This window comes from Nitrincola nitratireducens (assembly GCF_000585235.1).
In the GTDB taxonomy this organism is placed as follows: Bacteria; Pseudomonadota; Gammaproteobacteria; order Pseudomonadales; family Balneatricaceae; genus Nitrincola; species Nitrincola alkalisediminis.
Genome location: NZ_AONB01000008.1, coordinates 72164 through 86337 on the forward strand (window position 1 = coordinate 72164; position 14174 = coordinate 86337).

Sequence of the window (14174 nt, forward strand, 5' to 3'; positions counted from 1 at the left end):
CAAAGTGCGGTGAGAGCACTAGCGAATTTACCTTTCCACGCCTATATTGAGAACTCAAAGACCGATATAATCCGCTGTATTTCCTATTTTTTTGCTTAAGAGTAATACTAGAATGCAAATAGGAATCCGAGGCAAACTCGTCCTGTTGTTTGTGGTGATGAAGGTCATTCCTTTACTGTTGTTGGGCTGGTTGGCTTGGACGCAGGCGGATAATCTTGGACGACATTTGACTGTTGGCGTTGAACAATTACTCGGAACTGCGACTCGATCAGTGAATGAAGTGGGCCGCGTGGCCATCGCCGATGCTGTAGAGGCCTTAGATGCGCGGGCTAAAGAGGATATAGAGCGTCAAACCACGGATGTTGCAAAAGCCATTGCCGCCTTTTTGTATGAACGAGACAGTGATATACGGATGGCGGCGGCATTGCCTGTTGACGCGGCTATTTATGAGCAGTTTGTCAACAGCCGGACACGCCATTTAGTTCGCCATGGTCAATGGCAGCTTTCGGAGGATCAACGTGAATGGGTACCCCAAGACATACAGGCATTAGAGGCGCCGACTGTAGACTGGGGTAGTGATGACAATGCGCGAGCCTTTAATTACGTGCCACCTTTTTCGTTTAATCGAGTCAACACGCCTCTTTATTTGGAAATGACCTTTATTGATCTTCAGGGACAAGAACAGGTCAAGATAACGACATCAAATAGAATGAGTGCCCAACGCCATAATGTCTCTGATCCAGCCAATACTTATATCAAAGCCGAAGGGTATTTTGCCGAGCTTAAACGACTAGCACCGGGTGAAGTGTATGTTTCCGAGGTCATCGGCGCGTATGTTGGCACGTCAGTAATCGGCCCTTATACGCCGGAACGCTCAGCAAAAGCGGGGATCGAATTTGCACCTCACGAAAGTGCGTACTCAGGAAAGGAAAATCCCGTTGGAAAGCGTTTTGAAGGGTTAGTGCGCTGGGCAACCCCCGTGATGAACGATGGCAGGATTATTGGTTGGGTCACTTTGGCGTTGAATCACGATCATATTATGGCCTTTACCGACTTTATTGTGCCGACCCCTGAGCGCTATACCGATATTACAGATGCCGCATCGGGTAACTACGCCTTTATATGGGATCATAAAGCACGCAGTATTGCCCACCCTCGACATCATTCCATTGTAGGATACGACCCTGAAACAGGGCAGAGAGTGCCGGCTTGGCTTGAAGAGGGTCACTATGAAGCATGGCAAGCCAGTGGTCTGAGCTATGATGCGTTTATTGATCAGCTCCCGCCATTTTTATTACAAAGTCATAATAAACGGCCTTCACTGGCGCAGGTACGTATTGGACAGGTTGGATTGGACTGTCGTTATCTGAATTTTGCTCCACAGTGTGTCGGTTGGCACAATTTGACTGAACAAGGAGGCTCTGGTTCCTTTGTAATTCTATGGAGTGGGTTATGGAAGTTGACCACGGCGGCGGCAATCCCCTATTACACGGGACAATATGCAAAGACACCGAGAGGTTTTGGTTTTGTCACCATTGGTGCGAATGTTGATGAGTTTCATAAGCCCGCCAATGACTCAAAAGAGCGACTTGATCGGATTGTCATGCATGCCGATGGACAGATGCGGGAGCTCAGCGATGCGACACTCATCGCGATTGATAAAAATCTTAACCAAACCGCGAGAAGTTTAACATTCTCCACGCTGGTCATGATTCTATTGGTGGTGCTGATCGCCATCTGGATGGCATCCTATATGTCAGGGCGCATCCGTCGGATGGTGAAAGGTATCTCGCAGTTTCGCCAAGGAAAACGATCTTTTCGCTTCAAGGAGGTGAGTCGAGATGAACTCGGGGAACTTGCGAGCTCATTTAATGACATGGCCGATACCGTGAGCAGTCATCTTGTACATCTTGAAGATGAGGTGACACAGCGTCGTCAAACAGAGGCAGAACTACTGGCCATTCAGGAAAACCTTGAGTATCTCGTCGCTGAGCGTACTCAAGAATTGACTGACGCCAATGTGCGTATGAGAAATGAAATTCTTGAGCGACGCTCCGCGCAGGAGCGAGCACATTTTCTAGCGTGCCATGATTCACTTACCGGACTTGCCAATCGTTTCGAATTTAATGATCGACTCCAGGATGCGGTCAAACTGTCAATTAGACAGAACCATTTCTGTGCGCTGTTATTTTTTGATTTGGACAAGTTTAAGTCAGTGAATGATCATTATGGGCATGGTGTCGGTGACGAGCTTCTGATTGCGGTCGCCGATATGTTGCGTGAGGTTGTTCGTGATACCGACACGATTGCCCGATTAGGTGGCGATGAGTTTGCTATTATTTTAAATGATCTCACCGAGCCAGAAAGCGCAGCGTTGGCAGCCCAAAAAGTGATCGACTTATTAAGCCAGCCGCTGCAGGTCGCAGGACATTTCATTCAGACAGGCACCAGCATAGGTATTACAACTTACCCGGGCGACACGCAAGATCCTGATGAGTTATTGTTGCATGCTGATCTGGCGATGTACCAAGCAAGAGTGAAGGCGGCAATGGTTATCATTTCTTTATGCAGACGATGCATGATGCAGTCAAACTGCGCAGGCAACGAGAAACGGAATTAAAGCGTGCCTTAGATGAAAAACAATTCATTGTTTACTATCAACCTCGGCACTTCTGTGATCGGGAAGGAATTTATGGGGTGGAGGCTTTAGCGCGTTGGCTGCACCCAGAGGAAGGTCTTCTATTGCCGAATCAGTTCTTGGAGATCGCAAGTCGTTCGGGTCTTCTGCCCGCGATTGATGAGTTCGTTATGATGACGGCCTGTATGCAGGCCAAAGAGTGGTTGGATCAGGGGCTTAAATTTGGCCGCATTGCCGTGAATGTATCTCCAACGGAAATCGCCCATCCGAATTTCGTGTCGCGGGTTCTAGGCGTACTGTCGTCCAGTGGACTCCCTCCCATCTGTCTCGAATTAGAGATTACCGAAAGGGCAATACTCACGAATAGTGATGTAGCCATCGCAAACTTGTTAGAGTTGCGTAAGGAGGGAATTATTATTGCAATCGATGACTTTGGAACCGATTACTCATCGCTTAAGCGCTTGATAGATTGTCCGATTGATGTGATTAAAATTGATCAATACTTTGTCAGTAATATGGAAGATGGGAAGTCGGTCGCGGTGATTAAGGCGATTGTTGCAATGGCAAAGTCAATCGAGTTAGAAATTGTAGCCGAAGGAATCGAGCTGCCCAAGCAGATGATGGATTTGCGTGGGATGGGATGTGAGGTGATGCAAGGTTTTTATTTGGCGAAACCCATGCCGCCAGAGGAGCTGCTTGAGCATATTCGACTGAATACACCAGAAAATTAACCTGTGCACTTATTTGTTTTGGGGCGGGTTAAGCGTTTTTTCAATGCAAGATAAAAATAAGGAAGCGATATGTTATCCAACTCAAATGATACCCCTGCACAGTTACTTCGCGAAGACCATAAAGGTGTGGCTTGGTTAACACTGAATCGCCCAAAGGCCAGAAACAGCCTGTCGAGTGAGCTAATTGATTTACTGCAAACGGAGTTAAACCAAATCGCAGAAACGCCCTCTATTCGAGTGGTGGTGATTTCGGCCAATGGCCCGGCATTTTGTGCAGGGCATGATTTAAAAGAGGTGACGTGCTCCGATCAAGCGTTTCATGAGGTGTTGTTTGCCCGTTGCAGTGAGTTAATGTTGAGTATACGACAGATGCCTCAACCCGTGATTGCATCGGTGCAGAGTTTGGCAACGGCCGCCGGCTGTCAGCTGGTGGCGACCTGTGATCTGGCGGTTGCAGCACGCTCTGCCCGTTTTGCCACCCCCGGTGTTCATATTGGACTTTTTTGCTCAACCCCCATGGTTGCCTTAACACGTAATGTCAGCCCAAAACAAGCCATGCAATTGCTGTTGACGGGGGATCCGATTGATGCCGATACCGCCTTGGCGTATGGCTTAGTGAGCCAGGTTGTGGATGACGAAAAACTACATGACGAAACCCTCGCGCTCGCGTTGAAAATAGCGTCAAAATCCGGCCAAACGCTGCGTATAGGCAAAGAGGCATTTTATCAACAGCTGCATCTTAACGAAGCCGATGCCTACCGATATGCCAGTGATGTTATGGTGAAAAATTTACAAATTGTCGATGCAAAAGAAGGAATTGCCGCATTCGTTGAAAAGCGTCCCCCCATTTGGGAGCAGGATAAAGAGTGAGTGTGATCGGTGAGTTTGCTGCGTTGGCAAACTCATCGTTTGGATGTACCTTTAAAGGCTAATTTACCGCATGACCAAATCTTAAGAGGCCAATGGCGAAGAGCATCATACTGGCCATTAGCAGCGCAAACCCCCATGTTCCGGCTAGATCAAACACTAAACCAAATACTAGAGGGGCGATGACTCCGCCTAGATTCGTTACCAGCATGGTGTAGCCGATGGCAGTGCCCGTATACGAAGGAGGTGCTAGGGCAAGGGTTAAGGTGATGTGTAGGCCCGTCGCCGAACAGGTTGAAAAACCAAGCAAGAGGGCGGCGATGGGAGCGAGTGCCCAGAGTTGCAGTTCGGCTTGCAGGATTAACAGCAGAGCTCCGAAGAAGGCTACCGCACAGATCCATTGTAGCGTCTTGGCTGGATTTTTGCCGAACATGTGATCATTCATGACGCCCCAAAAGAGACGCCCGATCAATGTACCAAGTTGTAATAGCCCCATGCATAACGTGATTAACGATGCACTTAATGTCGCTGACTGTCTGAGCACTTCAGCTAAAAAGGCCCAAAGCGTGAATTGACCGCCATTTGTGAGTCCTGATGCCAAATTTGCGCGACTTAGATGCGGGGTTTTTAGCACATTTCGAATAGGCTGAGACGAGAGACCTTGAGAGAGAGCAGGAGACCTGCCCTCATTTTTAGGTAAAAACAGCCAAAATAAACTGCCAAGACAGGCAGCGATGATCGCAATCAATATCACGCCGAGTTGCCAGCCGTAGACAATCCCTAAGCCAGCAAGTCCAGTGCCGATAGCGCCACCGACGGGCACTCCTGTTTGCTTTAAGCCAATGAGAGTGCCGCGCCAATCCGGTGAGAACCAGAGAGAAATAGCGCGGCCTGCGGCTGGGTTAATCATCCCATAGCCTGCACCACAAATGGCCATGCCGATACAGAGTTGGAGATAGCTTTGCCCCAGCCCAACCCCCAGCATGCCAAGTGCCATTCCCCAAGCCGAAAGTGTCAACGCATGCCGGGTTCCGATTTTATCCGTTAACATTCCGGCTGGAAAAGAGGCGGCCGCCAATGTAGCAGAATAGGCACTGGCAAGTCCCCCGACCTGCAGTGCTGAAAGGCCCAATTCACTCATCAGTTGAGGGCCTGAGGCCAGTACGCCCAGAACACAAAGAGCGCCAAGTGCCTGAGCGGCAAAAATAAGTGAAAAATGAAGCTTTTGCTGTGTTGGTATTTTCATGCCCTTAGATTCAATGCATCCACTTTAGACGATGGGTGAGCCATGAGTGCGACTCGAAGAGTTGCAATGGCGGCGGTTGTGCCATCAATCACGGGTACACTAACATTCGGCTGAAGTCGTGCAGCCAGACCCGCTAAGGGGCCGCCGCCCAGTACGATGCTATGCACCTTATCCTTCTGTGCAGATAAACAGCAGAGTGCTAAAAGCTCATCGGCAAGCGCCTCTTGGATGGCGCCTGGATCCTCCCAGTGAGCATCCTCAACCATGTGCATGGCGACGAGGTTGCCACCGTAACCATAGCTTTCGGCTGTTTTGCGCAGCGCAGAGGCCATGGTCGGAGAGAATGAGACAATCGACATACGTGTTCCAATGACGGAGGCCATGGCGTAGGCGGATTGAGCGATACCGACGACAGGTACACCGCATTGTTTGCGCACCGCAGCCAATCCGGTATCGCCAAAGGACGCGAGAATAATGCCATCGATTGGCGTGCTCCAGTTAGCAAGGTTTGTGTAACGGCTTTTTCGGCCACGAGTGCATCCTCGGGAGTGACGATTAACTCAGGCGCACCTTCTGCACAGATCGTCGTGATTGACTCATGAGGTAGGAGTGCAGCTTGTGCTGCGGCGTCTATTCGAGCCGTAACAGAGGGGGATGAGTTTGGATTAATAATTAATAATTTCATAGTATTAGCCTAATAAAACCGAGGGTAACCAAAGCGAAATAGCGGGAAAAACATTGATCAACAAGAGTGCAATCAGCATTGCGCCAATAAACCACATTAGAGGTGGGATAATTTGCATAATGGTGATGCGTGCAATCGAGCAGGTGATTAACACTACGGAGGCAACCGGGGGCGTTTGCTGACCGATACCGAGATTGATGGTTACAATTAAACCGAAGTGGACGCGATCAATGCCCAGTTGGTCGGCCAGCGGTAAAAAGATTGGCACCAGCATTAATATGGCCGGCGTACCATGAACGATGGTTCCGGCAAGCAAGAAAAATACGTTAATGGCCAATAGAATAACCCAGTAGTTATCCGAAATCCCGAGGATCGCCATTGCGATGTCTTGTGGGATGCGCTGATTGGTCAAGTACCAACCCAAGAGTGTTGAGGTTGCCACGATGAACATGAGCATAGCGCTGCGTTTACCGGAAATACGCAGGGTATCAAGGAAGTTTTCCCAAGTGAGTGTCCGATAAAACAGTGAGGCCATTAAAATTGCCCAAAGAGCTGCCACGGCACCGGCTTCAGTGGCGGTAAAAATGCCGCCTAAAATACCGAATAGGATCAAAATAGGCAGGGTTAGGGGTAAGGCTGCATCTTTACCTGTGTCGAGTACGCGTGAGAAATTAAATTTACCTTCCGTAGGGTATCCTTTCCAAACGGCGAGCCCATAGGCCGTCATCACCAACAAAAAGCAGACCAAAAAGCCCGGTAATATCCCAGCCGCAAAGAGTTCCGCAATGGATGCATTGGCGACATAGGCATAGAGAATTAAGTTGAGTGAAGGGGGAACGATAATCGCCATGGTCGCAGACGTCGAGGTGACGGCCGCCGCAAATGCAGCCGAGTAGCCGCGTTTTTTCATTTGCGGAATCATCACGGACCCGATAGCTGCAGCATCGGATGTTGCCGTCCCTGAAATTTCTGAGAAAAATAAAGAGGTTAAAATGTTGACGTGTGCAAGGCCACCACGAATATGGCCCACCAAAGAGGATGCAAAAGCGATGAGCTTTTCGGCGATTTTGCCTTGGTTCATCACCTCTCCTGCGATCATGAATAACAACGCTGCCACGAGCAGGTAATTATTGGCCCCGCCAAAGGGGATTAGTCCCATAATCATGGGCATGACCGCCGGATCAAGAAAGATCATTAGCATCGCCGTGATGCCCAACACATACGCAATGGGGATGCCGATGGTGAGCAACACCACTAAAAGAATTAAGATTAAATAGCCCGGTTCAATTAACATCAGCCGTCTCCTTCAGGCAGTAAATCGTTTGGGTTGATGCGCCCTAGCAACAGTCCAAAAAAACGCACGGTGCAAATCATTAAGACGAGCGCGCCGCCGACGGGAACGGCTCCCCGAAATAAAATCACAGGCAAGTCGACGGATATCAGCATACGTCCAGAAAAGCTTAAGGCCGCTTTGCCGCCATACCACAAAAGGGCGAGTGCAAAGCTCGCCATCAGGAGTTGGTTGATGCAGGCAAGCACGCGTTGTAACTGAGCAGGTAAGCTACGAGCGACGCCATCAAAGCCCAGATGCTCGTTTGTACGTGTGAGGTAGGCCGCACCGATAAACGTCAGCATTGCTAAAATATGGGCGGGAAGCTCCTCGCCCCAAGACACGGATGCATTTAACACAAACCGTGAAAAAACAGCGTAGTTGAGTAAGATCAACAGGACGGCGGCCACGGTGATCGTAAAAACATCCAGAGCGCGACACATCCAGCGATCAAGCCAGAGAATACTTTTACCCAGGGTTTCCATGGGCACCTCCTGTTAATTAGGGTTTAGTTGAGGCCAAGAACTTCGCGGGTGACCTGAATCATGTCAGCGCCGATGGCATCAACAAACAGAGGGCTGTCATACAAGGGTAAGGCAGCGGCCTGGAAGGCTTCAAAATCCACCTCATTAATGGCAATTTTTTCAGCTAACTCCTCCAAAACACGTGCGTCGGTTTCTTCACCCCAAGTAAAAGTCCAGGGTGCGGTTTCCGCTGCGATGCGTAAAACAGTGTCCCGAATTTCGTGTGTCTGAGCATTTAACCAAGGCTGGCCAAACAGCATAAACGTGGGTAGGTAGACGTGGTTGGATAGCGAAAGGTATTTTTGCACCTCATAGAGTCGAGCACTTTCGACGATTTGAGCGGGGTTTTCTTGTCCGTCAATGACGCCTTGATCTAGACCTGAGTAAACCTCACCAAAGGAGAGAGGTGTCGCATTGGCACCCAGCGTATTGAACATAGCAACCCGCTGCCGACTGGTCGGAGTGCGAATTTTTAGGCCATTTAAATCGGCAGGTGTGACCACTGGGCGTACTGAATTGGTGATGACCCGAAAGCCGTTATCCCATAAGGCTGAGAGCACAATTCCTTTGCCAGAAAAGCCTTCAGACAACATGTCAAATGCGGGAGAGGCGGCAAACTCTTGGACTTTATCTCTGTTTTCAAACAGGTAAGGCAGGTCAAACACCGCTGTACGGGGGTTGACTTGTACCACGGCTGATGCGGATAACGAAGCATGGTGTGTGCCAAAGCCCATGCCTTGTAGCACATCCTCTTCTGATCCTAGTGTATTGCCCATGAAAATTTGTACGTCGATTTTGTCCGGCAACTCGGCTTCGACTCTGTTTTTGAACTCCATTAAGAACGTATGAGCAAAGCTACCATCCGGTAGAGATGAATTTATTTGCAGAACAACGGGTCTTGCCAATGCAGTGACCGGAAGAAGTGCGCCCAGTGCTAAGACTAGGGCTGCTTTACGCAGGGTAGTTTTCGTCAATAAAGACATAGCAGTACCTCATTAAGTTGATTAGCCGATTAGGCGATTCTTATTGAGGGGCAATTTGTTTTTTGTGATAATTATTTTTCATTAGAAGATATCACAAAAAATATTTTTCACAACAGATCGAACGAAATTTTTTAAAAAAATAAACATTAAATTTCGTCGAGTGTGTCGTGTAGCGCTTCAATGCTCAGTAAGCGGCGGCGTCCGGCGGGGCCTGATAGCTCCAGAAGTCGTGTGGACACTAGATGGCAGAGGGCCAGTACAGCCGCGTGATTGAACAAGGGGCCAGGCGCCGTGGTTTGCACCCGCAGTGTCCAAGTAGGATTAAAGGGCAGGGACGTGTTGTCTTGGCTGAGTGCGGGGGTGTCGGTAATGACAAGACTTGATGCTTCGCTGTTAGCAAGCTCGCGAAAAATATTTTCCAGCTGCTTGATGGGACGACGCAGTGAAAAAACTAAAACAAGATCATGTTTATCGATGCTGCAAAGGCTTTCGGCCAATGTTTGGCCCGCTTGAGGTAAGAGGGTGATATTTGGCAGGATTTGGCCCATTTGAGCCCCTAAATACACCGCAAATGCATGCGCGGTTCGAAATCCAATAATCCAAACACGATTTGCTTTTAGCATTGCCGAAGCAATATTGTCTATTTCAGCCAGTGTAATGCCTGCAAACGAATTTTCAGTATTAATCCGGCTTTGTTCAATATGGGCCGCAAGTGCTGATTCCGGTCCTTGCTTTGAGACGAGATTTTGAAACACGGCTGCACCACTTTGTTGAGTCAGCCTTGCCGCTTGTCGTGCCTCATCAAAACTGGAATAGCCCAAGCGTCTGACGAAACGAGTAACCGTCGCATTTGAGACGTTTGCCAACTGAGAGAGTTCTGTAGCGGAATAGCTGGCAATTTCGCCAGGAAAAGACAATAAGGTGTCGGCTAAACGCCGCTCGCTTGGATGAAGATCAGGTAGGGCCGATCGAATGCGAGAAAGAAACGTTGGCGCTTGAGTCGAAGGCATACCGTATCCAGAAAAATCAATTTGATGAAATTATATTTTCATGGGCGTTGTAGGTCAAAAAAGATTTGTTCTATTTGGCGTGATTCCAATATTTAGCACCCTAAATGGGGCCATTGAAGCGCTAAATTCACACAGAATTGATGCACACTACCCAGCTTACGGGCTATTTTAAGGCACCGCTATCCGCACTTCGCTATATACAGTATGCCTCACTGTGCAAAATGCACACTCAGTGCAATTAAGCGGTGTTCAATCAGCACATGAGTCTATGAGCGTCCTCTTTTTTGAAACGTCTGGCATATCCATTGCAGTTACTGTCTGAGTGCTTAGATGATTGAGTGGTTTGCTTATCCGATAGGCGCTGGGATGTTTATCCAAAATTAACTGGGGATAGGATTATGAACGAAACAGATTATCCACTAAGTGAAGTACCCGCCGATGCGCGTAAAGGCTTAGTATCGACGTCATTAGTATTGCTAGGTTTTACGTTTTTTACCGCCACCATGTGGGCGGGTGGGTCTTTGGGAACGGCGTTTAGCTTTTCTGAGCTGCTTTTTGTGATTTTAATCGGCAATTTGTTACTTGGCACTTATGCGGCCGCTTTAGCCTATATTGCCTGTAAGAGTGGTCTAAACTCAGTATTGATGGGGCGTTTTTGCTTTGGAGAAAAGGGCAGCAAACTGTCCGATTTTATTTTAGGTTTCACGCAGATAGGTTGGTATGCTTGGGGAACCGCCACCTTATCGATCGTATTGATTAAAACAACAGGGCTACCAGAGGCGCTGGAAATTCCCTTAATGATTTTATTTGGTTTTGCGTTTTGTGCCACCGCTATGATTGGATATAAAGGTCTGGATTGGCTTTCACGCTTCGCTGTGCCAGCATGATGGTGTTTATTTTGATCAGTCTTTACAAAGGATTGATTGATGTGGGGGGCCTTAGTGTACTGGCAGGCCAATCGGGAAGCGGCAGTATGAGTTTTGCTGCAGCGGTGACCGTGATTATTGGTACCTTCGTTAGCGGCGCGACACAAGCCACGAACTGGAGTCGTTTTGCCGCCAGTCCAAAGATTGCAGTCATTGCTACATTGGCGGCCTTCTTTATCGGTAACGGTTTGATGGTGTTCACGGGCGCGCTTGGCGCGCTTATCTATCAGCAGGCAGACATTGTTGATGTCATGTTGGCGCAAGGCTTTGTTGTACTGGCAGTCTTGATGCTCTTTCTCAATATTTGGACGACACAAGACAATACGATTTATAACTTTGCTGTTGCAGGCTGCAATCTATTGAGAACGGATCGTCGTCGTTTGGTAACCGTGAGCGGTGCTGCTATAGGCACAGTGCTAGCCGTGGGTGGAATGTACAATTTTCTAATTCCCTTTTTGATTCTACTCGGCACGTTTATTCCGCCAATCGGTGGGGTGATCATGGCCGATTATTGGCTTCATCATAAAGGAAAATACCCCTTACTCAGTAGCGTGACGCTGCCTGATTTCAATTGGCATGGTTTAGCCGCGTATGCCATTGGCTCAGGAATGGCTTACTATTCACCAATACTTCCACCCGTTGTCGGTGTTGTCGGAGCTGCAGTAGCTTACACTTTACTGCTTAAGGTTTCGGTTCCACAGGTTAAAATGAGATCGGTTGAACAATGACAATACGCTGTGCCGATATACCTAAACTACCTGGGCTCGAGAGCATTCGCTTTCGAGCTGGGTTACAGGGGGCTTCACGCATTGTGCGTTGGCCTTATATTGCTGAGAATGAATCAATTTCTCCTTGGATTAAAGGCGGAGAGTTGGTTTTTGTGACGGGAATTAATCTATTGCGTTCCGAGTCGAGCCTTTGTGCTTTGTTGCATGAATGTATTGATCATCAGGTTGCGGGATTGGTGATTCTAACGGGTGATGAATATATCAAGACAATACCCAAATCTCTGTTGAACTTAGCGAACCAAATGAATTTTCCGGTTTTCGAACAGCCTTACGCATTGAAAATGGTGACAGTGACCGAGGTGATCAGTAATGCGATCGTGCAAGACAATTTGATCGGTCAATCGATACATATGTTCCTTACCCGATTAATGAATGGCTATGCCGATGCGCCGGAATTGATTCACTTACGCTCGCAAGAATTGGGACTAAGCCAGTTAAACTGTTTTTCGGCCATAGCGCTGTCTACAAGTGTGTGCCAAGAAGACGATGCTGCGCTTTCACGTTTGCAACAACCGCATTTGCTTGAGCAGTTGATTAGCGATCTTTTGCAGCGTCGCGATAATCCTTGGCCTGTGCTGGTGTGTGAGTCTGATTTTATTTTACTTTGGCCCTGTGAAAGTGCAGGAGCTGAGCGCTTAGATGAAGCGGAACAAATTTTAGTGCGTCTTAAACACAGCTTACCTCATAGTCGTATTTTTATGGGGTTAAGTAGCGTTCATAAGGAGTTAACTCAGTTTGGGGCCGCTGTTGAGCAAGCACGGCAAGCGCTGCGTTTTGCCCAACAGCATCCAGAACGATCCATTTTTTTACACGAACAGTTGGGTGTCTGCCGTTTGTTTGCCGCGATTCCACAACGTCATTTATTGGCTGACTTTTGCCAAGAAAACCTGCGTGAGTTGTGTTTTGCGCGCGACCCTAATTCGCAAAAACTCAAAGCCACACTCAGTGCATTTTTGAATCATGCTGGGCATTTGCAAGAGACGGCGGAAGCGCTCGGCATCCATCGAAACACCCTCAACAATCGCATAAAGCAGATTGAGCGCTTAACCCATTGTTCACTCGCGGATGCTTTTCAGCGGCTTAACTTACAAAATGCATTATTAATCGAACAAATGTTATTTCAAAATCATACGATTACAGATTAGGTAGGTAGTTTATGGACATTATTAATGCCCGATTACGTCACTCGAATGAGTTGCATCACTTAACCATTCGTGACGGTCGTTTTAGTCAGATTCACGTGCAGTCAGGTGTTAAGGCCCTTGAAGAGGGGCAGATTGATGCTCAAGGCTATTTAATCTGCGCCCCTTTTATCGAACCTCATATTCATTTGGATGCAGCCTTGACCGCAGGTGAGCCCGATTGGAATCACAGTGGTACCTTATTTGAAGGCATTGAACGTTGGGCACAGCGTAAACCGTTATTAAGCGAAGCAGATCTACGAAGTCGTGTGCTGAAAACCGTGCAAATGCTGGTGGAGCGGGGCGTTCAACACATACGTACCCATGTGGATACAACCGATCCCAGCTTGTTGGGGTTGCATACCTTGTGTGCGTTGCGCGATGAATTACGCGATTGCATTGATATTCAGGTGGTCGCTTTCCCTCAGGAAGGCATACATTCCTTTCCTAAAGGTGAAGCGCTTCTGGAAGCTGCTATTGAGGCAGGGGCTGATGTTGTAGGGGGGATTCCTCATTTTGAGTACACACGTGAACTAGGTGAGGCATCGGTTAAAACGCTCGTAAAATTAGCGATCAAGTACGATAAGTTGATTGATGTACACTGTGACGAAATAGATGACCCAGGATCACGCTTTCTAGAGGTGTTAGCAGCGGAGGCATTGTTTAATGACATAGGAGAGCGCGTGACGGCGAGTCATACGACCGCGATGCATTCATATGATAACGCCTATTGCTCGAAATTATTTCGTTTATTAAAACGCTCGAATATTAATTTTGTATCTTGTCCGACAGAGAGTATTCATTTGCAGGGGCGCTTTGATACTTTTCCAAAGCGAAGAGGGGTCACACGCGTCAAGGAGCTTACGGCGGCTGGCATGAATGTGTGTTTTGGGCAGGATTCAATATTCGATCCTTGGTATTCCTTAGGCAATGGCAGCTTATTGCGTACTCTCGACTTTGGTTTGCATATCTGTCAAATGATGGGCTATAAGGACTTTCAAACTTCACTGAATTTTATAACTGACAATGCCGCTAGAACCTTAAATCTAGGGGAGGAGTATGGTATTGCCGTTGGAAAACCAGCCAGTTTTATTCTCCTGCAAGGTGAAGATGATTACTCAGTGCTACGACAGCAAAGTGATGTGCTGCTGTCTGTGCGTAAGGGGAAAATCTTAATGCAAAGAGAACCATCACGAGTGATAACAACATTAGACCTGCCCGCTTAGGCATGTATAAGGAATCTAGCCTTCTGTGTACCTGCTAAG

The 14174-nt window shown here is 48.0% G+C and carries 10 protein-coding genes and 2 pseudogenes; 6 read left to right on the forward strand and 6 right to left on the reverse strand.

Translation table 11 applies throughout. From position 1 onward, the window contains the following. Positions 1-112: 112 nt before the first annotated feature. The 3 genes from D791_RS08880 to D791_RS08885 all read left to right on the forward strand — a co-directional run bounded on the left by D791_RS08880 (position 113) and on the right by D791_RS08885 (position 4239). Positions 113-2620: a diguanylate cyclase domain-containing protein gene (locus tag D791_RS08880; protein WP_051514365.1), complete on the forward strand. Its 2508-nt coding sequence runs from the start codon at positions 113-115 to the stop codon at positions 2618-2620. Next, positions 2566-3369: a putative bifunctional diguanylate cyclase/phosphodiesterase gene (locus D791_RS18895; RefSeq protein WP_081763798.1), complete on the forward strand. Its 804-nt coding sequence runs from the start codon at positions 2566-2568 to the stop codon at positions 3367-3369. The genes D791_RS08880 and D791_RS18895 overlap by 55 nt, the downstream gene beginning before the upstream one ends. Before the next feature lie 69 nt (positions 3370-3438). Next, the gene (locus tag D791_RS08885; RefSeq protein WP_036510457.1) at positions 3439-4239 is read left to right on the forward strand and encodes an enoyl-CoA hydratase; all 801 of its coding nucleotides are present in this window, start codon (positions 3439-3441) and stop codon (positions 4237-4239) included. Between the two features lie 58 nt (positions 4240-4297). Here D791_RS08885 and D791_RS08890 read toward each other — a convergent pair whose 3' ends face one another. From D791_RS08890 to D791_RS08915, 6 genes and pseudogenes are all read right to left on the reverse strand, one after another. Beyond that, entirely contained in the window at positions 4298-5482 is a 1185-nt protein-coding gene (locus D791_RS08890; RefSeq protein WP_036510460.1) for an MFS transporter, read from the reverse strand. After that, positions 5479-6167, reverse strand: a pseudogene (locus D791_RS22025) (aspartate/glutamate racemase family protein). Before D791_RS22025 ends, D791_RS08890 begins: the two are co-directional and overlap by 4 nt. A gap of 4 nt (positions 6168-6171) precedes the next feature. Beyond that, on the reverse strand, positions 6172-7461 hold the full coding sequence (locus tag D791_RS08900; protein ID WP_036510466.1) for a TRAP transporter large permease: 1290 nt from the start codon (positions 7459-7461) through the stop codon (positions 6172-6174). Then, a complete protein-coding gene (locus D791_RS08905; protein ID WP_036510469.1) occupies positions 7461-7982 on the reverse strand; it encodes a TRAP transporter small permease in 522 nt (173 codons plus the stop codon). Before D791_RS08905 ends, D791_RS08900 begins: the two co-directional genes overlap by 1 nt. Positions 7983-8005: 23 nt before the next feature. Continuing rightward, complete coding sequence (locus tag D791_RS08910) at positions 8006-9004, reverse strand: TRAP transporter substrate-binding protein (protein ID WP_036510472.1); 999 nt, start codon at positions 9002-9004, stop codon at positions 8006-8008. Between the two features lie 146 nt (positions 9005-9150). Further along, a complete protein-coding gene (locus D791_RS08915; RefSeq protein ID WP_036510475.1) occupies positions 9151-10014 on the reverse strand; it encodes a MurR/RpiR family transcriptional regulator in 864 nt (287 codons plus the stop codon). Between the two features lie 398 nt (positions 10015-10412). Here D791_RS08915 and codB point away from each other — a divergent pair. From codB to codA, 3 genes and pseudogenes are all read left to right on the forward strand, one after another. After that, positions 10413-11668: pseudogene (gene codB / locus D791_RS08920) on the forward strand (cytosine permease). Next, the gene (locus tag D791_RS08925) at positions 11665-12873 is read left to right on the forward strand and encodes a PucR family transcriptional regulator (RefSeq protein ID WP_036510478.1); all 1209 of its coding nucleotides are present in this window, start codon (positions 11665-11667) and stop codon (positions 12871-12873) included. The pseudogene codB and the gene D791_RS08925 overlap by 4 nt, the downstream one beginning before the upstream one ends. 11 nt (positions 12874-12884) lie before the next feature. Further along, positions 12885-14135 carry a cytosine deaminase gene (gene codA / locus D791_RS08930; protein ID WP_036510481.1) on the forward strand — a complete coding sequence of 417 codons (1251 nt, stop codon included), beginning with the start codon at positions 12885-12887 and terminating at the stop codon, positions 14133-14135. The last annotated feature ends 39 nt before the right edge of the window (positions 14136-14174 follow it).